General features: G+C 37.2%; 23 protein-coding genes and 4 tRNA genes. All 27 read right to left on the bottom strand.

From position 1 onward, the window contains the following. Positions 1–11: 11 nt before the first annotated feature. Positions 12–86, bottom strand: a tRNA-Cys gene (locus VCHSUH04_RS04545). Positions 87–95: 9 nt separating this feature from the next. Then, a tRNA-Gly gene (locus VCHSUH04_RS04540) sits at positions 96–170 on the bottom strand. A gap of 7 nt (positions 171–177) precedes the next feature. Beyond that, positions 178–253 (bottom strand) — tRNA-Phe (locus VCHSUH04_RS04535). A 5-nt stretch (positions 254–258) separates the two neighbouring features. Then, positions 259–334: transfer RNA gene (locus tag VCHSUH04_RS04530), tRNA-Asp, on the bottom strand. Positions 335–384: 50 nt separating this feature from the next. Further along, positions 385–981 carry an MBL fold metallo-hydrolase gene (locus tag VCHSUH04_RS04525; protein ID WP_105085541.1) on the bottom strand — a complete coding sequence of 199 codons (597 nt, stop codon included), beginning with the start codon at positions 979–981 and terminating at the stop codon, positions 385–387. Between the two features lie 13 nt (positions 982–994). Further along, a complete protein-coding gene (locus VCHSUH04_RS04520) occupies positions 995–2,482 on the bottom strand; it encodes a TrkH family potassium uptake protein (protein ID WP_105085540.1) in 1,488 nt (495 codons plus the stop codon). A gap of 12 nt (positions 2,483–2,494) precedes the next feature. Next, complete coding sequence (trkA, locus tag VCHSUH04_RS04515; RefSeq protein ID WP_105085539.1) at positions 2,495–3,835, bottom strand: Trk system potassium transporter TrkA; 1,341 nt, start codon at positions 3,833–3,835, stop codon at positions 2,495–2,497. A 5-nt stretch (positions 3,836–3,840) separates the two neighbouring features. After that, a complete protein-coding gene (locus VCHSUH04_RS04510) occupies positions 3,841–4,749 on the bottom strand; it encodes a S1 RNA-binding domain-containing protein (protein ID WP_105085538.1) in 909 nt (302 codons plus the stop codon). Position 4,750: 1 nt separating this feature from the next. Further along, positions 4,751–5,113 carry a ribosome silencing factor gene (gene rsfS, locus VCHSUH04_RS04505; protein ID WP_024066146.1) on the bottom strand — a complete coding sequence of 121 codons (363 nt, stop codon included), beginning with the start codon at positions 5,111–5,113 and terminating at the stop codon, positions 4,751–4,753. 12 nt (positions 5,114–5,125) lie between these two features. After that, entirely contained in the window at positions 5,126–6,247 is a 1,122-nt protein-coding gene (locus VCHSUH04_RS04500; protein WP_105085537.1) for an LCP family protein, read from the bottom strand. A gap of 12 nt (positions 6,248–6,259) precedes the next feature. Further along, positions 6,260–6,829, bottom strand: a complete 570-nt coding sequence (gene yqeK, locus VCHSUH04_RS04495; protein ID WP_105085536.1) for a bis(5'-nucleosyl)-tetraphosphatase (symmetrical) YqeK — start codon at positions 6,827–6,829, stop codon at positions 6,260–6,262. 3 nt (positions 6,830–6,832) lie between these two features. Beyond that, a complete protein-coding gene (gene nadD, locus VCHSUH04_RS04490; protein WP_105085535.1) occupies positions 6,833–7,447 on the bottom strand; it encodes a nicotinate-nucleotide adenylyltransferase in 615 nt (204 codons plus the stop codon). Between the two features lie 139 nt (positions 7,448–7,586). After that, positions 7,587–8,846, bottom strand: coding sequence for a glutamate-5-semialdehyde dehydrogenase (locus VCHSUH04_RS04485; RefSeq protein WP_105085534.1), 1,260 nt, complete (start codon positions 8,844–8,846; stop codon positions 7,587–7,589). Between the two features lie 9 nt (positions 8,847–8,855). After that, a complete protein-coding gene (proB, locus tag VCHSUH04_RS04480) occupies positions 8,856–9,977 on the bottom strand; it encodes a glutamate 5-kinase (protein ID WP_105085533.1) in 1,122 nt (373 codons plus the stop codon). Positions 9,978–10,046: 69 nt separating this feature from the next. Continuing rightward, positions 10,047–10,328, bottom strand: a complete 282-nt coding sequence (yhbY, locus tag VCHSUH04_RS04475; RefSeq protein WP_105085532.1) for a ribosome assembly RNA-binding protein YhbY — start codon at positions 10,326–10,328, stop codon at positions 10,047–10,049. A gap of 8 nt (positions 10,329–10,336) precedes the next feature. After that, positions 10,337–11,608, bottom strand: a complete 1,272-nt coding sequence (gene obgE / locus VCHSUH04_RS04470) for a GTPase ObgE (RefSeq protein ID WP_060924669.1) — start codon at positions 11,606–11,608, stop codon at positions 10,337–10,339. Between the two features lie 17 nt (positions 11,609–11,625). Further along, the gene (locus VCHSUH04_RS04465) at positions 11,626–12,765 is read right to left on the bottom strand and encodes a S41 family peptidase (RefSeq protein WP_105085531.1); all 1,140 of its coding nucleotides are present in this window, start codon (positions 12,763–12,765) and stop codon (positions 11,626–11,628) included. A 1-nt stretch (position 12,766) separates the two neighbouring features. Beyond that, positions 12,767–13,972 carry a murein hydrolase activator EnvC gene (locus VCHSUH04_RS04460; protein WP_105085530.1) on the bottom strand — a complete coding sequence of 402 codons (1,206 nt, stop codon included), beginning with the start codon at positions 13,970–13,972 and terminating at the stop codon, positions 12,767–12,769. Beyond that, on the bottom strand, positions 13,972–14,859 hold the full coding sequence (gene ftsX / locus VCHSUH04_RS04455; RefSeq protein ID WP_105085529.1) for a permease-like cell division protein FtsX: 888 nt from the start codon (positions 14,857–14,859) through the stop codon (positions 13,972–13,974). The genes VCHSUH04_RS04460 and ftsX overlap by 1 nt, the downstream gene beginning before the upstream one ends. Next, positions 14,849–15,535: a cell division ATP-binding protein FtsE gene (ftsE, locus tag VCHSUH04_RS04450; protein WP_105085528.1), complete on the bottom strand. Its 687-nt coding sequence runs from the start codon at positions 15,533–15,535 to the stop codon at positions 14,849–14,851. The genes ftsX and ftsE overlap by 11 nt, the downstream gene beginning before the upstream one ends. Positions 15,536–15,549: 14 nt before the next feature. Then, the gene (locus VCHSUH04_RS04445) at positions 15,550–16,482 is read right to left on the bottom strand and encodes a transketolase family protein (RefSeq protein WP_105085527.1); all 933 of its coding nucleotides are present in this window, start codon (positions 16,480–16,482) and stop codon (positions 15,550–15,552) included. Further along, positions 16,482–17,318 (bottom strand): transketolase, encoded by an 837-nt coding sequence (locus VCHSUH04_RS04440; RefSeq protein ID WP_105085526.1) that lies wholly within the window; start codon positions 17,316–17,318, stop codon positions 16,482–16,484. Before VCHSUH04_RS04440 ends, VCHSUH04_RS04445 begins: the two co-directional genes overlap by 1 nt. A gap of 33 nt (positions 17,319–17,351) precedes the next feature. Then, on the bottom strand, positions 17,352–18,452 hold the full coding sequence (csaB, locus tag VCHSUH04_RS04435) for a polysaccharide pyruvyl transferase CsaB (RefSeq protein ID WP_105085525.1): 1,101 nt from the start codon (positions 18,450–18,452) through the stop codon (positions 17,352–17,354). After that, positions 18,445–20,487, bottom strand: coding sequence for a DUF5693 family protein (locus VCHSUH04_RS04430; RefSeq protein ID WP_105085524.1), 2,043 nt, complete (start codon positions 20,485–20,487; stop codon positions 18,445–18,447). The genes csaB and VCHSUH04_RS04430 overlap by 8 nt, the downstream gene beginning before the upstream one ends. Before the next feature lie 12 nt (positions 20,488–20,499). After that, entirely contained in the window at positions 20,500–21,195 is a 696-nt protein-coding gene (locus tag VCHSUH04_RS04425; protein ID WP_105085523.1) for an LmeA family phospholipid-binding protein, read from the bottom strand. A 9-nt stretch (positions 21,196–21,204) separates the two neighbouring features. Then, a protein-coding gene (prfB, locus tag VCHSUH04_RS04420; RefSeq protein WP_233188267.1) for a peptide chain release factor 2 occupies positions 21,205–22,312 on the bottom strand; the annotation gives its coding sequence in 2 pieces (ribosomal slippage) (positions 21,205–22,254 and positions 22,256–22,312; 1,107 coding nt in all). A 121-nt stretch (positions 22,313–22,433) separates the two neighbouring features. Continuing rightward, complete coding sequence (gene secA, locus VCHSUH04_RS04415) at positions 22,434–24,869, bottom strand: preprotein translocase subunit SecA (protein WP_105085522.1); 2,436 nt, start codon at positions 24,867–24,869, stop codon at positions 22,434–22,436. Positions 24,870–24,895: the final 26 nt, after the last annotated feature.

Below are 24,895 nucleotides of genomic sequence, written 5' to 3'. Positions count from 1 at the left end.
GGTAACGATTGTGGAGGCGGCACCCAGAATCGAACTGGGGAATAAAGGTTTTGCAGACCTCTGCCTTACCGCTTGGCTATGCCGCCATATAAAATTGGAGCGGGAAACGAGATTCGAACTCGCGACCCCCGCCTTGGCAAGGCGGTGCTCTACCGCTGAGCTATTCCCGCATGTACATGGTGCCTCAGGACAGAATCGAACTGTCGACACACGGATTTTCAGTCCGTTGCTCTACCAACTGAGCTACCGAGGCATGAATGGCGACCCCGATCAGATTTGAACTGACGATCTTCGCCGTGACAGGGCGACATGTTAACCGCTACACCACGGGGCCGTATCCAAAGTACTTGCTTAGTATATCGGTTATCAGGACTTTTGTCAACACTATCCTACAATATTTTTGATGAATTCTTCTTCATCTTTTAATGTTGTAGATTCTTTATGTCCTGGTTCAACAATTAAATCCTTTGACAACGTTAATATATGCTTCAAACTAATGATTAAATCATCCGGATTACTCTTATAGTTGTCGGTATTTCCTACATTTTGTTTAAATAAAGTATCTCCAGAAAAAAGATGTCCACCGATCTCCAAACAAACTGAGCCAGCACTATGGCCTGGTGTATGATGTACGATTATTTTAAAAGGCCCTACCTCTAATTTACCGGCCACTAAATCTTTACAATTCGTGTACATCTTCTTTTTATATACACTAGGTCTACGTCGGATTAGTTGTAATAACTCTTGATCCAAAGGATGTAAATAAGCAGGAATATTATAATACTCACAAACCTCATCAAGAGCCGACACATGATCACAATGACCATGTGTTAATAATACTGCTATAGGCTCAGAATCTCCTACCATTTCAATTATATGCTTACTATGAAACCCGGGATCAATAATAAGAGATTTTCCATCTTTAATTAATACATAACAATTTGCTTTATAAAGCCCTAGAGGGCGTTTTATAATATTCATATTATTCGCCCTCCTATAGGATACGATACCGTTTAGCAGGTTGTTTTTTTATAAAATACCCTTCCCAGAATTGAGGATGAAGCATAACAAGAATTGTAAATAATTCCAAACGACCTAATAACATGTCTGCCATGGCTACGCATTTAGCACTATCAGACATACTACCAAAGGCATCTGTAGGCCCAAAACCACCAAATCCAATGCCTACATTACTAAGAAAAGCTGTTATAATTTGCATCGCATCATAAGTAGACATTCCAGAACAAGTCATAAGGAAAACAGATATAACGTAAATCATTAAATATAAAAATAAAAATTGCTGTGACATCTGTATCCATTTAGTAGGCATCGGTTTACCATTAATGCGCACGACTTGTACCATCTCAGGATGAATTGATTTTCTTAAATAAATAATGCTGCTCTTAATTAGAATAATGAGGCGAATAATTTTTACGCCCCCTGTTGTAGAACCACTACAACCACCAAAAAATGATGAAATAAATAACATCATCTGTGCAGCGGCTGGCCATAAATCATAATCGCTTACAGCAAATCCACTACCAGTTTGAATCGATACATAATTAAAGGAAACATCTCTAAAGATTTGAATTGGATCATTAATATTTGATTGTACTGCCATCGAAATTGATATGATAGTAATTCCAATAAAAATAACTAGCCAATACATACGTGTTTCAAAATCATCAATCAAAACACGAATGCCTCTTTGCAGTGCATTATAATATACTGCAAAATTACCACCAGCAAGTATCATGAAAAATATAAATACAAAACAGATATAGTTGCTTTGTTCATAAATAAATGTACCTGCAGATGTAGGTGCAAAACCACCTGTAGCAATAATGGAAAATGCATAATTTAATGCATCAAAAGGCTCTATACCACCAGCCCATAGCATAACGAAACAAATGGCGGTAAAAGCAACATATAAACGCCAAAGTTTACTGGCCATTGATTGAATACGAGGCATAACAACACCAGGTTTTGGTACCGATGCTTCTGCATTAAACATATGAGCTGCATCTGCACCTAAGTTCTTTAAGAACGATAAAATAAGGACAATAATCCCCATCCCACCAATCCAGTGCATTAATCCACGCCATAAAACATATGTCTTAGGTAAATCATCTACGCTATTAATAATGGTAGCACCAGTTGCTGTAATCCCTGATGTAGCTTCAAATAGAGCATCAAATACATTGGTTAATATACCACTAAGAATAAATGGTAAGGAACCTAAGATAATTGTTAATATCCATGTAGATGATACAACTAAAAACCCATCACGAAGACTAAAGCTTTGAGTTTCATGACCATAATAAGATAAAAGTCCACCTAAGCCAAATGAAATACCAGTAGTAACCAAAAACGACCAATATGCAGTTTCAAATACAATACCATATATAAAAGGAATTAATGTAAAAATCCCAAAGATATATAATAATCGCCCCACTAAGGACATGACAATTTGAATGCGCATAGTCCCTCCATACTAGGTAAGATATTTAAGTAATTTACTTACAGATTCAGGTAACGCAAATAGAACAATATGATCTCCATCTAAGATTTCAGTATTACCACGTGGTACGATAGCTTCATCACCACGTAAAATTACACCAACTAACGCCTTCCCTGGTAAACGGATGTCCTTTAATTGTTTACCAGCCACAGGTGATTCACTTGTAATGGCAACCTCTATAGATTCCGCTTTTCCACCTTCAAAGGTCGAAATAGATAAAACACCTTCTCCACTACGCACGAAACGTAAAATTTGACTCGCTGTAAATAAACGTGGCGAGAATACCACATCAATCCCCACTTGTTCCATAAGCATAATGTATTCAGGTCGACCTACGCGCACAACTGTCTTTGGTATGCCCATATGCTTGCCTACAAGAGCAACGAGCAAGTTGAGCTTATCATCATCTGTAACAGCAATTATAACATCACTATCTGCAATTTCTTCTGCTTCTAAAAGGTCAAAGTCTGTAGCATCTCCATTGATAACCATAGACTTATCTACAAGATTAGCAAGTTTTTCACAGCGGTCAAAATCTTTTTCAATAACCTTAACAGAGAATCCAGCTTGTTCTAAAAGAACTGTTAGATTTCTACCTAATAGACCAGCCCCAATGATAACAGCCCGTTTATAAAATGTACTGTGATTATGGAACCAAAGATTTTCTACTTCTTCAACAGACTCTTTTAAGCCTAAGAAGAATACACTGTCATCAACTTGTAGAATACTTTCACCATGGGGAATAATCATTTCACCATAACGTAAAACCCCTACTAGTAAAACACCTTCAGGGAATTTAATTTCTTTTAAAGGTTGACCTATTAATGGAATATCATCTGTAATCTTAAATTCCATAAGGCGTACAGTACCTTGTCCAAATTCTTCTACATCAATAGCTGATGGAGTCTCTAGAATTTGTAAAAGCTCTTGAGCCGTAACCATTTCAGGATTGATAAATAAATCGACCCCTAATTTAGCACGCATCTCATCATCCATATGTTCTGCTACGGTATTATCTCGCACACGAGCAATCGTTGTAGGAACACCTGTAATTTTAGCTACAGAACAAGATAACATATTTACTTCATCAGAATCGGTAACAGCAATAAACATTCCTACATCATCCATACCGATTTCGTTGAGCAATTGTATATCACTGCCATTTCCTTGAACAAGGCTAACATCTAGTGTATTTTCAAGATTTTGTATACGTTCTGGAGAACGATCAATTACATATACATCATGATTATCTTGTATCAATCGTTGTGCCAAGGAATAGCCAACCTTACCAGCACCTACAATGACAATTTTCATCGCCTTTATTCCTCTTCTTGTGATTCATTACCAACAGGAGGTGTCCATTGACGTCCTGTTTCAGTTAACAATGTCCAACCATCATCTTGAACAATTTTTTTCTCTTTCATCAAATGCCCTAAAGCACGCTTAAAGGCAGCTTTACTAATATTAAATTTATCTTTAATCAACATCGCAGAAGATTCATCGCTATATGGCATTTTGCCTCCACGATTAAGAAGGTACTCCATTATAATGTCTCCATCAGAAATGAGTGCCTTTTCCTTAGTAGGACGCATCGATACGTTGACACGACCATCTTCACGTTTGAAAGTAATTCGACCTTCAACCATTTCTCCTACATTTAATTTTCTAGTCATCTCAGAACGATGTAAAAAGGCAATCCATCGTTCAGGAGTGATGAAGAATGCCCCATCACTAGTCAAGTTATAGATAGCTCCTTTAACAACTTGCCCTACTTTAGCATCTGTAGCAGCCTTAGATGCGCGACGCATTTCGTCATCAACATCCATAGATACCGCAAAACGACCAGATTTATCTGTATAGAGTCGAACCCAAACTTTTTCGCCCACTTGAGGACGACCACGCATCTCTGCGTGAGGCATGAAGATACCACGCTCAGTACCAACCTCTACGAAACAGCCGAAGTTTGTAGTATTGATTACTTCAACATACCCAATTTGGCCTACCTTCATCGCTGGTAAACGCATAGAAGCAGTCAAACGCCCCTTTGGATCGCGATATAAAAATACCTTTACTTCATCACCAATAGCAACAGGAGATGTTTGTTGATCCTTATGAAGCAAAATATCATCATTTGTATTGCCAGTTTGACCATCTAGAAAAGCCCCTTGATCACTAGTACGCAATACTTTTAATGTGGCAATTGTATTTTCCAACAATTCTGTAGCCATACTATACTCCTTCAAATGGAACTCGAACTGCATCATTCCATAATTCTTCTAAACCGTAGAATTCTCGCAGCTCATCACCACCAAAGACATGACAAATAATATCGCCAAAATCAAGTAAAATCCATTCACCTTCGCGATAACCTTCTCTATGATTTACTGTCATGCCCAATTCTGCTGCTTTATCTTCCATTTCATCAGCAATACTCTGAGATTGCTTAATATTATTTGCACTAGCAATTAGGAAGTAATCCCCTAACATAGATACACCTTCTAAATCGAGAATTTCAATATCTCTGCCTTTTTTATCAAAAGCAGCTTGTGCTAATTGTAATACGATTTGTTTAACTTCTTCTTTATTTTTCATACTATTCCCCTTTTAACGTTTATTAGTACTCTCATCACCCGGTTCTGATGGCTTTGTGATAGTACCGCCATTATGTTCTGATTCAGGTGCAACCTTAGCTGTGCTATTAGTTGGAGCTGTTACAAATTGTGTCATTTCATTGGCTGGTAGATTTCCCATCGTAATGCCTACTAATCGTTGTGCTTCCGTTGGATTTACCTTCCAATATGTCATATCGCCAACTAACTCTTTTTCACCAGGAAGAATATAGAAATGAATCTCTTCCTTATTAATTTTGCTAGCATTATACACAAGCTTAATGGCATCTAATGTAGAAATATTACTATCATAATGATCCCAAATTCTCCAAATATGCCATGCATTTGTTAAGAAAAATGAATTATGCTCTTCTTCTACCCAAAGTTTCAAAAATCTTTCTTGTCGTTGTACACGTGTAAATGTATCGTGTTTTGGATCAGAATACCGTAAATAGGATAAAGCCTTATCACTATCTAATGTTTGATATCCTCGTTGTAAATCAATATCTTTATTTCCCTCTGCATCCACATGTTCCATATTTTGTTCTACATAGATTTGTTGATTCCCTAATACATCGTTAGTCTTTTTGAAAGCATTTTGATTAACTACAACATAATACGGTATAGAAATATGGAACATATCTTCAATGACAGCCTTTGTTAGATCAATACCACCTTTTTCATAGATGCTATTGAGCATACTTGCATCTGTCTGATCTCTATTATCAATTTTACTATTACTAGGAATGCCAATAACATCCATTGTTTTTTGATCTAAATTAATGGATAACAAAAATAAACTATCACTTTGACTAGGATTATTATCATCAGTACCGACAACGAGAATGTATAATGGTTTATCTAACCCTTTTTGTTCTACAGATACAGTATTACCATCTTGTTTATTTCCATTATCTACAGCTGTATCAGTTATCTCAGTAGTACCTGTAATAGCTCTATACACATAAGATACTCCAGTATACAAACCATAGCCTATACCACCAAGTAAGGCAAGTACTACAATAACAGCTACTATAAATCTAGGCCATTTAACAGATGACTTTTGTTGACGCCTTCTTCTGCGACGGCGAGCTCTTGCTCGTTCACGTTCTTCCATATATAAACTCCATTATTTACAAGATTGTAACACATCATTACGACCAAGAATGGTCAACGGATAAATCGATAAATTTTGCTCTATAAGATGAATAATAGTATTGTCAAAACCAAGCAATACAGCCTTTTCTAAATCTAGTTCTGAAACGTTACGCAACTCATCCACACCGGGAAAATCTCGATTAGGCTCAATATAGTCTGCTAAAAATATCACCTTATCTAGCGTAGACATATGTACCTTTCCAGTCGTATGAACTCGAATGGCTTCTAATACCTCATCATCAGATATAGAAAACTCTTTTTTTGCTCGAATCATACCAGCTAAGCCATGTAAAAGATTGCCATTACTTAATAATTCTTGATCAGCATCATAAGATTCACTTTTCACAAGATTTTGCATATCCTGTAAAGGCAATTCTTTAGCGCAATCATGTAGTAATGCGGCTAATCTAGCCTTTTCAACATCAACGCCATAAAGCTTAGCTAAATGAGTAGCCGATTCCACAACGCCAAGAGTATGCTTAAATCGTTTCTTGCTCAGCCATTGACTCACTCTAAGTTGTATTTCATCAAATGATAACATCCTTTATTCCTTCCCATAAATATGGTTTTCCTCTATATATTCCACCACACATTTTGGCAACATATATCGAACTGTTTTACCAGAGCGTAGACGTTCTCGTAAATACGTAGCAGATAATTTCATCTCAGGAACCTCCATAAGATGTATTTTTTCACATGCTTTAGGGCCTAAAATTGCTAATGTTTCGTCAATTGCACTTGATCCATCAGGTCTTGTAGCACCAATAAAGTGGACCTCATCTAATAATTCCTCAATAAACTTCCACGTTGGTAATGCACGAATTGTATCAGTACCAGCGATAAAGTAAAATTCAACATTTGGTCCATAAAGAACCTTAAAATGTTGAATAGTATCAACTGTATACGAAGGGCCTTCTCGACGCATCTCCACATCAGAAATCTCAAAATTAGGATTATCTGATACGGCTGCTGCCGTCATGGCATATCGATGACGACTATCTATTACATCATGTTGTTTATGAGGCGGAATATTGGCAGGTACAAAAATTACCTTTTCTAGGTTAAAACTTTCACAAGCCATCTCAGCAATCATTAGATGCCCTAAATGGATAGGATTAAATGTTCCACCTATGATTCCTATACGACGTTTCTCTACCATAATAATGTCACACCCTTAATGACAATGACACAGATAACGATAAACAAGAGCAATGCCTTCCCATAGGATATCCATTCGTATCGCCCCTTTGGAGTCTTAATATATCTGTAGTATGCCCTTATTAAGTAATATACGGTCTTCACTTTCGAACTTGGCCTTCTCCAAATACAAAGTATTTATATGATGTTAGTGCTTGTAATCCCATTGGTCCGCGAGCATGAAGCTTCTGGGTACTAATACCAATTTCCGCACCAAAGCCAAACTCAAAGCCGTCTGTAAAACGTGTAGACGCATTATGATACACAGTGGAACAGTCCACTAAATTCATAAATACTGTAGCACGCATAGGCTCATCAGTAATAATAGCCTCAGAATGATGAGTAGTATATCTATTTACATGATCAATAGCTTCCTCAAGATTTTCAACGATACGTACATTTAAATCCATATCATTGTATTCAGTGTTAAAGGACATCTCTGTTAAAGGAATTGTATTTTTCATATATTGAGCTACGGCTTCATCACCGTGAATCCGAACGCCATATTCTTGTAATGCTTTATCAAGGCGAGGTAGAAATTCAGCAGCCACTGCTTGGTGAACTAACAAAGTTTCCATAGCGTTACATACCGATGGACGTTGCACTTTAGCATTAACAGCAATGTCTAATGCCATATCGAGATTAGCATATTCATCTACAAACGTATGACATACACCACTACCAGTTTCAATTACAGGAATACTACTTTCCTCTACAACACGGCGGATGAGTCCAGCCCCGCCACGAGGAATAATGACATCAATGTATTTACGTTGTTGTAATAATACACCAACCATATCGCGATCAAGAACCTTGACTAATTGGATAGCATCCCCATTAATGCCCAAAGATTCTAGAGTATTACGCATGATAGACACAATGATTTGATTCGTATGGAATGCTTCTTTGCCACCGCGTAAAATCGTAGCATTTCCTGTTTTTAAGCAAAGAACACCAGCATCAATCGTTACATTTGGACGAGCTTCAAAAATAATACCAATAACACCAAAAGGTACTGCTCTTTTTTCTATAGTCAACCCATTAGGACGTGTAATCCTTTCCATAACAGAGCCCACAGGGCTTTCAAGAGCTCCGACTTGACGAACCCCTTCAGCCATTTGAGCAATTCGATTAGGTGTCAATGTTAATCGATCAATCATGGTTTGAGGTACATGATAGTCACCAGATTTATCTAAATCTTGCTTATTAGCGGCCATAATTTCATCAGTTTGTGCTTCCACAGCATCAGCGATTGCTAATAATGCAGCATCTAACGTACCTTGATCAAGTTGAGCCAATTCAAAAGCAGCTGCTTTAGCTCTTAGCCCCATATCTTTACAAATTTCTTCATACTGGTTCATATAGTATCCTCAGTGTAATAAAACTAGATTATTACGATGTATAGCTTCATCATAAGTCGTATTAATACCTAAAATGTGAGCTATATCGTTAGTATTATGACCTTTAATAGCCTTCATATCATCAACGCTATAGTTGATAAGGCCACGTCCAATTTCTTTTCCATTATGATAAATAGAAATTGTATCACCAGGTCCAAATGTACCTTCCACATCAACAATGCCAGCAGGCAATATACTAGCCCCTTTATCTAATACAGCACGAGCGCAACCATCATCAATAGTGATTGATCCTTTTAATCGTTTACCAAAAGCAAGCCAGTGATGTTTTCCTGATAAGCCGGCATCATGTGCTTCAAATAGGGTACCAATATTTTCACCCTTACATACGCGACGCACAGAGTCCTCTACTTCACCAGAAGTAATGACCATAGGTACGCCAGAATTAGTCGCCATGTGAGCTGCTTTAATTTTAGTATACATACCACCAGTACCCATGTTAGAACCAGCACCACCTGCAATAGCATACGTTTCATCTGTAATTTCAGAAACTGTTTCTATCAATGTTGCATCAGGATGAGTTGCTGGATTAGCTGTATATAATCCTTCAATATCGGATAAGATGATAAGCAAATCAGCATCTACAATGCCTGCAACTGTAGCAGATAAAGTATCATTATCACCAATTTTAAATTCCTCAATAGCAACTACGTCATTTTCATTGATAATAGGAATAACATTGAGTTGCAATAACGTATGTAGTGTATTGCGCAAGTTTAGATAACTATGGCGGCCTGTACTATCTTCTTTTGTTAAAAGAATTTGACCTACTGTACGACCGTATTCACGAAACATACGCTCATACATATGGATGAGGATACCTTGTCCTACTGCTGCAGCAGCTTGTTTCAAAACAAGGTCTCTAGGTTTTTCTTTAAATCCTAGAGGGGCAAGGCCAGCTCCCGTTGCACCAGAAGAAACAAGGATAACCTCTTTACCTTGATTAGCTAAATCTGATAATTGGCGTACTAATCTTTCTATGCGCTCTAAGTTTAAATGTCCATTAGCATAACATAGCGTACTACTGCCTACTTTAACTACTATTCTTTTTGCGTCGATGATAGCACTTCGCATAGATTAACCTCCTAGGCCAACAGGTTGTGAAGTTCCCACTTTAATAAAATTTAGTAATATGACGATTTACTAAGGTAGAATAATTTTAGGTTCTTTTTTAGCTTTATATAAAACACCATTAAAACCAATGACTTGGACTAATTCAGCACCTAACATATCGGCTAACTCTTGGAAAATCGTCTTATCTTCAGGGCTATTGTTGTGTAATTTCACCTTGATTAATTCACGAGCCATTAAGGCTGCGCGAGCACTATCAATAACACTATTTTCTAAACCATTTTTACCAATTTGAACTACTGGTGGCATTGTTGCTGCCAAAGAACGTAAATACCGTTTTTGTTTTCCTGTCATTATTACTCCTACTCTTGGAATGTAAAGCGTTGATCGCCAATCACAACTTCATCACCGTCTTTACAACCTTTTTCTTTTAATTTAGCATCTAGCTCCATAAAGCGCCAAATGCGTTGGAATCTTCGAAGAGATTGATCATCGCTTAAATTTGTCATTGCTACTAAACGTTCAATACGTTTACCTGTAATATAGAATGCAGCATCGTCACCACGGGTGATAACAAATTCTACATCTGGTTTTGCTTCGTATACTACTGTATCATCAGTTGCTTCTGGTTCTGGCTCAAAGTTTTCTACATAGTAGTATGCTCGTTCCATAAGTTCTGGTAAACCTTCGCCACTTAATGCATTGATAAGGAATACTTCATAGCCTTTATCTTCAAAATATTTTTTTGTATCAGGAATTGTTGTATCATCAAAGACCATATCAATCTTATTGAGTGCAACAATCTGTTTTTTATTGGCTAATTTTTCAGAATATTTACGAAGCTCTTCATTAATTGCATCAAAATCAATCTTTGGATCGCGTCCTTCCATACCAGATACATCAAGGACGTGAATTAAAATATTAGTCCGTTCTACGTGACGCAAGAAGTTATGTCCGAGACCAACACCTTCGCTAGCACCTTCAATAAGGCCAGGAATATCAGCTAGTACAAAACTGCGGTCTCCAGAGATTGTTACTACCCCAAGTACAGGTGTCAATGTAGTAAAGTGATAAGCCGCTACCTCTGGTTGAGCTTTAGAAACTTTACGCAATATACTGGATTTACCAACAGATGGATAGCCTAATAGACCTACATCTGCTAATACTTTTAATTCTAATTGTAACCAAAACTCTTCGCCTGGTTCACCTTTCTCTGCAAATGTCGGTGCACGGTTAGCACTTGTTTGGAAACGTGCATTACCACGGCCTCCACGACCACCTTTAGCAATAACAAATGTATCACCATCATTAACGAGATCACAGAAAATTTTTCCCGTTTCTTCTTCTTTAATTACAGTGCCCAACGGAACTGGGATAATAAGTGGCTCAGAACCGCGACCATGCTTATTGGAGCTTTCCCCATTACCACCAGCAGGCGCCTTAAACTGACGTTTATATCTAAAGTCTACAAGAGTATTAATATTCTTATCCGCTTTAAAAATAACGTCTGCCCCTTTACCACCATCGCCGCCACTAGGGCCGCCATTTGGCACGTATTTCTCACGGCGGAAACTAGACATGCCGTCCCCACCATCACCGGCCTTAACAAAGACACGCGCTCTATCTATAAACATATTTTAACTCCTATGCATTATTGCTGTAACAACTCTAATGCCTTTTTAATTTGAATATCATCTACTGTACTAGATGGATTTACACCTTTTGGTAGATCAAGTTCTACATCTGGTTTAATACCAATGCCATCAATAACACGGTCATTTGGTGTATGGTATTTAGCTATAGTTACCTTAACACCTTCATTATCAAGGCTAGGGTAAATAGTTTGAACTGTACCTTTACCATATGTATTAGTACCTAAAATGGTACCTAGTTTACGGTCTTGAATAGCACCAGCTATAATTTCAGATGCACTAGCAGAGCCTTTATTAACAAGAACTACTAATGGCATAGCTACTTCTGGGCCATTCGACTTATAAACATCTTTTTTACCAGCTCGATTTTGTACCGTTACTAGTGTACCTGGAGGCATAATATAGTTAGAAATCTTTTCTGTTGTAGATAACAAACCACCAGGATTATCTCGGAGATCTAACACCAGTTCCTTCATACCTTGAGATTGCAATTCTTTAAACTGTGTTTCAAAATCATCAGCTGTATTTTCAGCGAATTGACTGATACGAATGTATCCCACTGTACTTGTGAGCATTTTACTTTTAACAGTTGGTAACACAATGGATTCACGAGTGATATCAAAGTGCAATGTTTCACCATTACGCTCTATATCAAGGGCTACAACAGTACCGGCCTCACCGCGAATTCGAGAGGATGCATCTTCTACAGTTATATCACTTGTGGATTGACCATCGATAGCAATAATATGGTCCCCAGGTTTAATGCCCGCTTTGAAAGCTGGTTGATCTTCCATAATACTAACTGCATATAAACCCTTATCATCATGACCAAGAACCATGCCTACACCTGCATAAGTTCCAGATGTTTGCATTTTCATGGACTTAAATTCGTCAGCATCTAAATAAATACTATGGGGTTCTCCCAAAGAGGCAATTAAGCCTTTAAGCATACCATCATAAAGGGTCGCTTTAGGCATTGGTGTCATAAACACTTGACTCGCAGCATAGTAGGCTACAAATAGTCTTGGTAATCCCCAGAATGAACCAGATAAATACCAAAACGTGAGCCACATAATAACAATGCCGGAGCCTATGTATTTCAATAGGCCCCATAACACCGTACGTGTATCAAATTTCATATTATAAATATCCCATAGGATCCACAGGATCCCCACTTATACGAACTTCAAAATGTACATGTGGTCCAGTACTATTACCAGTGCTACCAGCATAGGCAATGACTTGACCTTTAGAAACATCTTGTCCTTCAGAGACGGCAAGCTCAGAATTATGGCCATAAAGGGTAGACATGCCATTGCCATGGTCAATAACTACCGCATAACCATAGCCGCCCATCCAACCAGACCAAACAACAGTACCACCATCAGCAGCATGAACAGGTGTACCTTCATCAACACCAATATCTATACCAGAATGGTAAATTGTTGTTCCCCAAATTGGATGTGTACGATAACCATATGGTGAAGTAATTTCACCACTTACAGGCCACCCTAGTTGACCAGAACCTTGCACCCAAGAGTAACTTGGTGCAGACTGTTGAGCTGCTGCTGCGGCCGCCGCTTCTGCAGCAGCGCGAGCCGCTGCACGTTCCGCTTGACGTGCTTTTAATAGTGCAGTAATTTGAGCGGAAGAAGCATTGAGTTCTTCCACAGCTTGCATTGCAGTGGCACGATCATTTTGTGCCTTTTGAAGAACGACTTCCCGTTCTTTCTTCTTTTGTTCAATTTCAGCTTGTTTAGTTACTGCTGCCTTTTCAAGCTCCACTAATTTAGCTCGAGATTGCTCAAGAGCTTGCTTACGTGCAGCAATTTCAGCACGTTCTTTTTTGATTTCATCGATTAATTTAATATCAGAATCAATAATGCGCTTTAAAATCTCTAGTCGATTTGCAAAATCACTAAAGTCTTTAGAACCAATAACAACATCTAAATAACTTAGACGACCATTGATATAAATGTCACGTACACGCTTATAAAATACGGACTCACGTCCTTCTAAACGTTTTTGTGCTTCTGCTAGTAGCTTTTCATTAACAGTAATATCATTTTCAACGGCTACACGTTGTTGTTGAATAGACTCTAACTGTTGTTGAGCTTGACGCAATTGCTCTTCAATTTGACGCAACTGTTCAGATACGCTTACAATAACAGTTTCAGCATCAGCTTTAATAGAGTTTTGTTGATTAACTTGTTGTTGAATTGAATCTAATTGATTCGTTAAATCCTCATCTTCCGCAACAATGTATAGTGGTGTTCCCAGTACTACTATACCTGTTAATATTGTTGCCACCAGACGAGATTTGATTGTGTTGTATTTCATAAACATTACACCTTCATGTATTGTTTTAAAGAAATTGTACTACCAATAGCACCTACTATAATACCGCCAACTAAAATATAGATAGCCACATCATAGAAGAATGGGAACATTGGTACTAATGGGAAGAATGCTAAAGACTCAGAAACTTCCATAGTAATGAAATGGTAGAATTCACCTACACAAAGAACGGCAATAATAGCTCCAACTAAACCTAATAACATACCTTCTATCAAGAATGGCCAACGGATAAAGCCATTTGTTGCACCTACATATTTCATGATGGCAATTTCTTTACGACGAGCAAACACAGTCAAACGAATTGTATTAGAAATGATGAATAATGTAGCTGCTGCTAAGAATGCAATTAATACGATACCACCAATTCTGATAACTTGAGTTATACGGAAGAGTTCTTCCACAATATCTTGACCATAATGTGTACTTTCAACACCTTGGAATGTAGTAGCTAATTTAGCTGTAGCCTTAACATCACTAGGATTATCAAATGTTAATACATAAGAATTTGGCAATGGATTTACATCACCTAAGGCATTTACTAATTGTTGTTGATCACCAAGGCGAGCTTTGAATTCCTTCATGGCTTGCTCTTTATTAACAAACTCAAGCTTTTTAAGGTTTGGTATGGCCTTAATTTGCTTACCTACAGCCATAATTTGGTCAGTTGTTAAGCCGTCTTTTAAGTAAATGCTCAATTGAACTTGGTTTTCTAAGCTAGATGCCATGTTATTCAAATTGATAACACCGCAAAGGAATACACCAAGCATAAATAGAGATAAAGCCACTGTAGAAATAGATGCTAACGTCATAAGACCGTTACGCTTCATAGATTTGAGGGCTTCTTTAAAAAAGTATTTCAATGTTCTAGGCTTCATTAATTTCAGCACCTCTCATATTATCACTTTGAACGCGACCATCTTTAAGACGAATAACACGTTTATTTAAATACGAAACAAGATCCATATTATGGGTAACCATAATAACAGTTGTACCAAAATTATTGATATGCTTAAACAAATCTACAATACCTTTACTTGTATCAGGATCAAGATTACCAGTCGGTTCATCAGCAATGAGCACAGATGGTCGATTTACAATGGCACGGGCAATAGCAACACGTTGTTGTTCACCACCAGATAGATCCTCTGGTAAATCATTTGCCTTGTCAGTTAACCCAACAAGCTCTAGTACATGACTTACCTTTTCTTTAATTACTTTTGGTTTCTCTTCAATTACTTCAAGTGCAAAAGCAATATTTTCTGATACCGTTTTATTCGGTAATAACCGGAAATCTTGGAATACAACACCAAGTTTTCTACGTAATTTTGGAATTTTACTACGCTTCATACGCGTAACATCAAAATCATCAACTATAACAGTACCCGTGTCAGGTACTACTTCATGAGTTAATAATTTAAATAGAGTTGATTTCCCTGCACCGCTATGACCACAAATGAGGACAAATTCGCCGTCATTTATAGTTAAACACACATCGTCTAATGCAACAGAACCATTATCATAGACTTTACTAACATTCTTAAATTCAATCATGGGATCCCCTTTGATTATTTACGAGTGATTACACGTTTTACTGCTTCTACAATGTCTTTTGCTGTTAAGCCATATTTAGCCATTAATTCTTTTGGTGTACCACTCTCCCCAAATGTATCTTGAACACCAACGAATTCCATAGGAACAGGCTTATTAGCCACTACAACTTCAGACACAGCAGATCCGAGCCCGCCAATGATATTATGTTCTTCAGCAGTAACAATAGCACCTGTTTCAACAGCTGCTTTTACAATCGCTTCAGCATCAATAGGTTTAATGGATGCCATATTAATAACGCGAGCAGATACATTACTTTCGCTCAATACTTTAGCAGCTTCTACAGCAGGACCTACTAATGCGCCGCAAGCGATAATAGTAACGTCAGAACCATCTACTAAAGTAGTAGCTTTACCAGGCTTAAATGTATAACCTTCAGCAGTTACATCATCTACACCAGCACGGCCTAAACGAACATATACAGGCCCTTCATAAGATGCAGCCCATTCGACTACTGCTTCTGCTTCACGTTCATCTGCAGGTACTACTACAGTCATATTAGGTAATGTACGCATACAAGAAATATCTTCCAAGCTTTGATGGGTAGCACCATCTTCACCTACTGTAATCCCTGCATGTGTAGCACAAACTTTTACATTTAATTTTGGATAACATACAGCATTGCGAATTTGTTCAAATGCACGACCTGTTGCAAACATTGCAAAAGAAGAGACAAATGGAATTTTACCTGCTGCTGCAAGTCCTGCCCCCACAGAAATCAAGTTTTGTTCGGCAATACCTACATTAAAAAATCGCTCTGGACAAACATTTTTAAATGTATCAGTTTTCGTAGATTTAGATAAATCTGCATCTAATACGATAATATTTGTATTTTCTTTACCAATTCGAGCTAACGCATTACCATATGCTTCACGTGTTGCTTTACCCATTATTGTACCCCCATAATTTCATTAACAAAGGCTACACCTTGCTCTGCGCTTGGTGCTTTACCATGCCATCCTGCTTGACCTTCCATTTCTTCAACGCCCTTACCTTTTACAGTATGCATTACGATGCATGTAGGGCCTTCTGTGAAAGCTTTAGCAGCTTCAATAGCATTATGAAGTTCATCAATATCATGACCATTTACTTCAATAACATTCCAATTAAAAGCTTTGAACTTTTCAGGAATTGGCAATGGAGAAAGTACTTTTGTAATATCGCCGTCAATTTGAAGACCATTAAAGTCAACAAAAGCAGTTAAATTATTGAGTTTATAATGGCCTGCAAACATAGCAGCTTCCCATACTTGACCTTCTTCAAGTTCACCATCACCAAGAATGGAATAAACACGGTAATCTGCATTGTCGATTTTACCAGCCAATGCCATGCCACATGCTGCAGAGATACCTTGACCCAAGGAACCTGTGGACATATCAACACCTGGAGTATGTTTCATATCAGGGTGACCTTGTAACATATGGTCAATTTTACGTAAATTCAAAAGCTCATCTTTAGAAAAGTAACCTTTTTCAGCCAATGTAGCATATAATGCAGGTGCAGCATGACCTTTAGAAAGGACAAAACGATCTCTATTAGGCGCTTTTGGATTTGCTGGATCTACATTCATTTCTACATAGTACAACAAGGCCATCACATCGGCGATAGATAAAGAACCTCCTGGGTGACCGGATTTCGCTGCCGTTACAGACTGAACAATACTAACGCGAATAGCTTTTGCCTTCTCTTGAACTAATTGTTTAACATCTTGTGTTAATGTAGCCATAGAGACCTCACTTTCTGGATCATATCCAAAATATTAATAATCTTTAAGTAATGAAATAGCGATTTCTGCATTTCGTTGAGAGTTAACACGTAATGCTTCAATACGATCATAAGATGCTTGGTACTCTTCTCTTGAATTTAAGAGCTTATGACATCTCTGATATAAAGCCTCTTCTCTAAGATGGGTCATTGTACCGATTGGTTCTTGACCAATCATATGTAAAAAACTTGTAATTTTAGGATCGTAGGAAATGCCAATTACAGGTTTCTTCATTAAAGAACTAAATACTAATGCATGAAGACGTATGCCAATCATAAGGTCTACATTACCAGACAAGGATACTTGTTCCTCTGTAGAGAATGGTCCTTCAAGAACAATAGCTCCTTTTGGCATATAACTAGCAATAATTTTAGCTTCTTTTGTATCCTCTGGATGAGACATAGGTATAAATATAATCTCTACATTATCCTGTTCTTGCAGTCGACTTAACACATTAGCTAGTGATTCACGGTATTCTGTATCATCTTTCCAACTACGAACAGCTACTCCGATTCGTTTTGGAGCTTCTGTGGATATAGGTAGCTTTGATGTATAGCCGTCTAGAATGCGTTTTCCAATATACAAATCAGCTGGTTGCATAGCTAATACAGCATCAGCCGTAACCTCAACATCTTCAATTCCTAAGGAATCTAATTCAGATTTAGAAATAGAATCACGAACCGTTATAGTATCCACAAAACGTAAAACAAAGCTAACAGCTTTCCTTGTGGAAGGACGATTTAAAGGTCCAATACCTTGTGAGTATAGCATCACCTTTTTACCCATCATTTTTGCTAAAGCCATAATACTTAAGTAGTAATATGTATTACGAATACTAGTAGCATCTTGTAACAGGCTGCCTCCACCACTGATAACTAAATCAGAATTTGAAATTGCCTTTAGAATACCGAATGCAGAAAAGGTTCCCACCGCATGAATATTATGCTTTTTGCTCGTCTCTGTAGGATTACCAGAAATAACAGTAATATGCGCATCTGCTTCCTCTTTGCGAATGGCATCGATAATAGCACAAAGCATTGCTTCATCACCAGCATTACCAAAACCATAGTAGCCAGAGATAACAATATTACTCATGGTCAACCTCCCGAGCTTGGAACCATTGTGTTACGTACATCATGAAACGTACAGCAATGATAAGAAGCAAACCTAAGAGAGCACCAATTAATAAACCATCATATCCACGCATAATAGACATGAATACAGGAGTTCTAATATGACAGAATGTTTCAACCATAGACGCTATGCCAATAACACCCGCTATAGTTAATAAGAAATGAATCACTGTAGGCCATTTGCGTAAGAATGCAAAAGTAGCCAACATTAATGCAGGGTGACCAATAATAAACTCTTTTTCTCTAGGTCTTGCATACAGTGTATTTTCAAGGAAACGACGAAGCATGAGCTCAAAGCCTGGTACAGGAACACCTGCTGTATGACCACTGCGGCCAACAAACACCCATGCCACGCCACCAAGAGCAGCCATTACAAAGAATACGTAGAATTTAACATCCATTGTTAAGAATTCAACTACAAATTTCTTTGCTTCTTCTTTAGAGTTAATCATACGACCTTTCCACAATGGGAAACGTTGTAAATAAGCGATAATCACCAATAGAACTGGAAGTACAAATGTTAATTTAACACCTCTAAAGATAGCAAATTCCATGAAGAATTTTGTATTACCTAGTAAAGATGCAATATACATTCCTCCAATAGCTGCAAAGAGTGCAGCAATAACGAGATAGAATACTGCTAATACTGTTGATTTAATAGCACCTAATGGACGAGACCCATCATAACGACGCCATTCTTCCATCAAACGGATCATAGCACCTACAGGAGCCATAATAGCACTAGATAATGCCCAAATTTGAGTAATCAGTGTGCCACTTGTAATGATGAATAATACAATAGATAGTAATGAAATACCGAAAAATGCTACCAATTGTTTATGTTTACACATTGGAATTAACATTTGACCAACGTAAATGAAAAGTGCAATAGCACCTATCATAGTAATAACTACTAACAATGGATTAGGTGTATATGCTGGATAAATATCAGCAGGACCAAATTCATAACCTTTTGTAGATAATTTTTCAGTAGTCATACCAATATAGTTAATGGTAGTTTGTAATACTGTTTCATTATTTACACCAGTTTCATACATAGGGAATAAATTGAAACGAATATTTCGTTCAATATCACTAATATAGAAACGTTGCGCGGCTTCTTCAGGAGTAATTTTCTTTAATTCGTCCTTAGCAATTGTATATACACGACCAACGCTATAATTCTCTTTAGCAGCCATTTCTAAGAAACCTTGTTGTGGCTCATATTGAAGTTGGTTAACAGCTTCGATACCAACTAAAGGAATATGATTTTTATGTAATAATTCTAAGGTTTCATCAGTTAAGTTAGGCGCACCAAGAGCTTCTTTGCCAGCAAAAATCATACCAGTAACATGTGGAATTCCTTCAAGACGTTTAAATAGATATTGAAGATCTTCAGACGTTACATTTCTGTAATTTGTAGGTCGAACAATAACATTAAATCCACGATTAGCAACTTCTTGTGCTTGTAACTTGGAAATACCAAGGTTCATTTGTAAATAACTATCTGCAGTGGCACCATATAATTCAAGGACTGGACCAATACTAGTATTAAGTTCTTTTACCTTATCTTTACCTATACGATGATATAAATCCTCGCGAATTTCTTTATAATAGCCTTCTTTACCAGAAACTAAGCCTACATAAAGTGCACCGTGTTTAACGGACGCACCATTGACGCGGACAGAGTCCATTTCTTCGGAGGTTAACACCTTAACTTGACCAGCATCTTTTGCTTTTTCTAAAGTACGATCATAAATAGCAAATGCTGTTACACCAGCATTGCGAAGTGCATCAAAAGCTTCTTGTTGGCTTCGCTTTTCAAAGGCATTTGCTCTTAGAACAGCATCATAATCTACGATATTTTCAATATGATTTTGAGATTTTTCAATCTGATGGCGTTCAAATACTAAGTATAAAGAGGATACAAGACCAACAATGATACATAATATAAGAATCCAAGAGTACTTACTTTTTTGGGTGTTCCGATGATTCACGACAAATCCTTTCTAGTTGAGCACTGGTTTAACTTTAATGTGAATTTCACCATTATCAACTGTCAAGCTTTCTGCTTTTACAGGAATTGGGAAGTTGTTGAAGTTATAGATTTCAGTAGCTTCTAATACATTAGATGTTAAACCTGGGATAGTAGCACCATTAATGGTGAATTTCTTAGGTGAAAATAGTAAAGTATTATCCTTTAATTCTAAATTACCATCTAATTTAACAGAGCCCTTAAATACCATACCTACATTCATATTGCCAGTTAAGCTTATGTTATCTTTGGTAATGTTTACTTGTACATCTTGAATTTCGCTACCCGCTTGAGTGCTTAAGAATTTAGCCAAGTCTTCATTAGAAACAGTACCATCAATACTGGAGCTACCTACACTGACAACATCAATTTCTTGGCTAGCTAATAAAGAAATTGGATTAACAAGAATTTGTGTGGCATCATATTTAAAGTTTGCAAAATTCAATTTACCAAGTTTCACATCATCTAAAGAACCATACACATGATCAGCTTCACCATATAATAGTTTAAATCCAGGTTGAGCCTCAACATTTACAGTTTGAGCAGATGGTTTTAACGAATCATTTAGCTGTTTTTCAATACGAGAACTAATATAAGAAGGTAATAAAAATTGAGTTGCTGCTGCTAAAGCAATAATCAGCACTAATAGGAATAGCAAAAACTTTTTCATAAATATCTCCTAAATTGTTAAATTTGCTTCTTTTTTCAAGAAACCTTCCATAAATTGATCTAAATTACCATCCATAACAGATTGTACATTCCCTGTTTCAACACCTGTACGATGATCCTTAACGAGATTATATGGGTGGAATACGTAGGAGCGAATTTGACTGCCCCATTCAATGGCTTGGTATGTACCACCTATTTTCTCTTTAAGTTCTGCTTGTTTTTCTAATTCTAATTCAAATAATTTTGCTCGTAATAAACGTAGTGCTTGTTCTCTATTTTGCATTTGAGAACGTTGAGTTTGACATTGTACTACGATACCTGTTGGTCTATGCGTCATACGTACAGCAGAATCAGTTTTATTAATATGCTGACCACCAGCACCACTAGCTCGATATGTATCTACCTGTACATCCTTCATATCTATATTAATTTCTACTGTATCATCAATTTCTGGCATTACATCAACAGCAGCAAAGGATGTATGACGACGTGCCGCAGCATCAAATGGTGAAATACGAACAAGACGGTGTACGCCTTTTTCAGATTTCAAATACCCAAAAGCATTTTCACCTTTAATTAAAAATGTAGCAGATTTAGTACCGGCCTCATCACCTGGTTGTTCATCCATCAGTTCAATTGAGAATCCTGCTTTTTCAGCCCAACGTAAGTACATACGAATGAGCATGGAACACCAATCTTGAGCTTCTGTACCACCTGCACCAGCATGGAATGTTAAGATCGCATTATTAGCATCATACTCACCACTAAGCAATAAAAGAACCTCTTGTTTTTCTACAGTTTCTTCTATTTGTTGAACATAACCCTTAATCTCTCCTTCTAAAGAACGATCATCTTCCTCTATTGCCATCTCAAGCATTACATTAGCATCTTCAATATCACTAACAAGTTGTTTATAGCTTTCCACAGCATTCTTTAATTGTGTGGCTTCTTGAGAAATCTCACGAGCTTTATCAGGGTCATCCCAAAATGTAGGATCGCTCATTTGCACATCTAATGTAAAGATTCTATCTTCTTTCTGAGCAATGTTAAAGTGAATCCCTCATTCCATAAATACGTTCTTCTAGATTAGAAATAATCGGTTTTAAATCTTCTAACAATTTATGTTCACCACCTTTAACTTATTAGCTTATTACATCGATAAATTATTACCTTAATAAAATAGAAAAATGGCCGTTGCCCAGAAGGAAATCCCATTGAGCAACGTGCCATTCACAAATCTTAATCTATGTTTTGTGGCTCCAACACATCTTCATGATGGGGTTGTGCACCTTCTAAGTGGTCAACTGGTTCTTCAATTTCTTGAATCAATTGTGCACGAATTTTGTATAACGCCATGATTGTTTCATCTTGAATTGCAGCAATCATGTTTTGGAACATATCAAAGGCTTCAAATTTATATTCCACCAATGGATTTTTTTGGCCATATGCACGAAGACCAATACCTTCACGCAACATATCCATATTATCCAAATGTTCCATCCATTTGTTATCAACAACGCGCAACATAATAGCCTTTTCAAGTTGTCCAAACATAGCATCACCAAGCATATCAACGCGATCTTGATACTCAGCATGAGCAATTTCAAGTAAACGTTCTAACAATTCTTGACGGCTATACTCTTCCATATCTTGAGAGGACATGATCTCTTCTGTTAAGAAATATTGACTTAAATGCTTATAAAGACCTTCATAATCCCATTCTTCTGGATATAATTTTTCATCTGCATAAGCATCTACAGATTCAGTAACAAGTTTATCAATCATTTCATTGATTGTGTCACGTAAGGATTCGTTACGTAAAATACGACGACGTTGTTCGTATAATACTTCACGTTGTTGATTCATAACATCATCATACTCGAGGACATATTTACGAATATTATAGTTATGATCTTCTACTTTCTTTTGAGCACGTTCAATAGATTTAGTAATCAACGAATGCTCAATAGGCTCATCCTCTTCCATGCCTAATTTATCCATGATACCTGTAATATTATCAGCACCAAAGATACGCATTAAATCATCTTCTAAGGATAAGAAGAATTGAGAGGAACCTGGGTCACCTTGACGACCAGCACGACCACGCAACTGATTATCAATACGGCGACTTTCATGACGTTCAGTACCCAAGATGGCCAAACCGCCTAATTCAGGGACACCTTCACCAAGTGTAATATCAGTACCACGACCAGCCATGTTTGTAGCAATTGTTACCATACCCATTTGACCAGCATTTGCAACAATTTCCGCCTCTTTTTCATGGTGTTTAGCATTCAATACATTATGAGGAACCCCTGCACGTAATAACATATCTGAAAGTTCTTCAGATTGTGTAATAGACGTAGTACCAATCAAAAGTGGCTGTCCCACTTTATGACGTTCTACAGCATTACGTACTACAGCACGATATTTAGCGGCCTTTGTTTTAAAGATTTGATCAGGCAAATCTACACGGGCCAATGGTTTATTTGGTGGAATAGGTAATACTTCCAAACCGTAAATATCAATAAATTCTTTTTCCTCTGTTTTAGCTGTACCAGTCATACCAGCAAGCTTATTATACATACGGAAATAGTTTTGGAATGTAATAGAAGCCAATGTTTGGCTTTCACGTTCAACCTTCAAGCCTTCTTTAGCTTCTATTGCTTGATGTAAACCATCAGAATAACGACGACCAAACATCAACCGACCTGTAAACTCATCGACGATAACAACTTCACCATCTTTAACTACATAGTCAGTATCACGATGCATCATAGCATAAGCACGTAGAGATGCACCAAGCAGATGATTTAACTCAATATTTTCAGAATCATATAAGTTTTCAACACCAAGCATTTTTTCGACTTTTGCAATACCAGAATCAGTAGGTGCAATAGTTTTTTGTTTTTCATCAATTGTATAATCTTCATCTTTCACAAGATGAGGAACAATTTTAGCTAACTTATAGTAATTATCAGTGGAACGTTGACCAGGACCAGAAATAATTAGTGGAGTTCTCGCTTCATCGATAAGGATGGAGTCAACTTCATCGACAATTGCATAATTCAATGGACGTTGTACCATTTGTGATACATCAGATACCATGTTATCGCGCAAATAGTCAAAACCAAACTCATTATTCGTACCATATGTAATATCGCATGCATATGCTTCTTTACGTTGGTTAAAATCGAGATTAGCTACAATAAGACCTGTAGAAAGCCCTAAGAAGTTATATAAACGCCCCATTTGTTCGCTATCGCGAGTCGCCAAATAATCATTTACTGTAACAACATGCACCCCATTGCCTGTCAATGCATTTAGATATACTGGTAATGTAGCAACTAATGTTTTACCTTCACCAGTACGCATTTCTGCGATATTACCTCTATGAAGGCAAATACCACCAATCAACTGTACATCAAAATGACGCATGCCTAACACGCGTTTAGACGCTTCACGAACTACGGCAAATGCTTCTGGTAAAATGTCGTCTAACGTTTCCCCTTTTTGCAAACGACGTTTAAACTCATCGGTTTTTGCTACTAAGTTAGCATCACTTAATTTAACATAATTCGGTTCAATTTCATTAATATGATCAGCAATAGCACGCATTTTCTTGATTTCTTTTGCGTTATTATTGCCTAATAGCCTTTGTAAAAAGCTTAACAAACAAATCACTCCTCTATAGGACATCT

The sequence above is a fragment of the Veillonella sp. T14073-2 genome (assembly GCF_002959875.1).
Taxonomy (GTDB): Bacteria; Bacillota; Negativicutes; order Veillonellales; family Veillonellaceae; genus Veillonella; species Veillonella infantium.
Note: the sequence above shows the minus strand (reverse complement) of the source record. Positions and strands in the feature narration are given on the sequence as shown.

Excerpts from the sequence above, each read along its gene's own strand:
- VCHSUH04_RS04525 (WP_105085541.1), bottom strand. The coding sequence starts at position 981 with ATGAATATTATAAAACGCCCTCTAGGGCTTTATAAAGCAAATTGTTAT.
- VCHSUH04_RS04520 (WP_105085540.1), bottom strand. The coding sequence starts at position 2,482 with ATGCGCATTCAAATTGTCATGTCCTTAGTGGGGCGATTATTATATATC.
- trkA (WP_105085539.1), bottom strand. The coding sequence starts at position 3,835 with ATGAAAATTGTCATTGTAGGTGCTGGTAAGGTTGGCTATTCCTTGGCA.
- VCHSUH04_RS04510 (WP_105085538.1), bottom strand. The coding sequence starts at position 4,749 with ATGGCTACAGAATTGTTGGAAAATACAATTGCCACATTAAAAGTATTG.
- rsfS (WP_024066146.1), bottom strand. The coding sequence starts at position 5,113 with ATGAAAAATAAAGAAGAAGTTAAACAAATCGTATTACAATTAGCACAA.
- VCHSUH04_RS04500 (WP_105085537.1), bottom strand. The coding sequence starts at position 6,247 with ATGGAAGAACGTGAACGAGCAAGAGCTCGCCGTCGCAGAAGAAGGCGT.
- yqeK (WP_105085536.1), bottom strand. The coding sequence starts at position 6,829 with ATGTTATCATTTGATGAAATACAACTTAGAGTGAGTCAATGGCTGAGC.
- nadD (WP_105085535.1), bottom strand. The coding sequence starts at position 7,447 with ATGGTAGAGAAACGTCGTATAGGAATCATAGGTGGAACATTTAATCCT.
- VCHSUH04_RS04485 (WP_105085534.1), bottom strand. The coding sequence starts at position 8,846 with ATGAACCAGTATGAAGAAATTTGTAAAGATATGGGGCTAAGAGCTAAA.
- proB (WP_105085533.1), bottom strand. The coding sequence starts at position 9,977 with ATGCGAAGTGCTATCATCGACGCAAAAAGAATAGTAGTTAAAGTAGGC.
- yhbY (WP_105085532.1), bottom strand. The coding sequence starts at position 10,328 with ATGACAGGAAAACAAAAACGGTATTTACGTTCTTTGGCAGCAACAATG.
- obgE (WP_060924669.1), bottom strand. The coding sequence starts at position 11,608 with ATGTTTATAGATAGAGCGCGTGTCTTTGTTAAGGCCGGTGATGGTGGG.
- VCHSUH04_RS04465 (WP_105085531.1), bottom strand. The coding sequence starts at position 12,765 with ATGAAATTTGATACACGTACGGTGTTATGGGGCCTATTGAAATACATA.
- VCHSUH04_RS04460 (WP_105085530.1), bottom strand. The coding sequence starts at position 13,972 with ATGTTTATGAAATACAACACAATCAAATCTCGTCTGGTGGCAACAATA.
- ftsX (WP_105085529.1), bottom strand. The coding sequence starts at position 14,859 with ATGAAGCCTAGAACATTGAAATACTTTTTTAAAGAAGCCCTCAAATCT.
- ftsE (WP_105085528.1), bottom strand. The coding sequence starts at position 15,535 with ATGATTGAATTTAAGAATGTTAGTAAAGTCTATGATAATGGTTCTGTT.
- VCHSUH04_RS04445 (WP_105085527.1), bottom strand. The coding sequence starts at position 16,482 with ATGGGTAAAGCAACACGTGAAGCATATGGTAATGCGTTAGCTCGAATT.
- VCHSUH04_RS04440 (WP_105085526.1), bottom strand. The coding sequence starts at position 17,318 with ATGGCTACATTAACACAAGATGTTAAACAATTAGTTCAAGAGAAGGCA.
- csaB (WP_105085525.1), bottom strand. The coding sequence starts at position 18,452 with ATGAGTAATATTGTTATCTCTGGCTACTATGGTTTTGGTAATGCTGGT.
- VCHSUH04_RS04425 (WP_105085523.1), bottom strand. The coding sequence starts at position 21,195 with ATGAAAAAGTTTTTGCTATTCCTATTAGTGCTGATTATTGCTTTAGCA.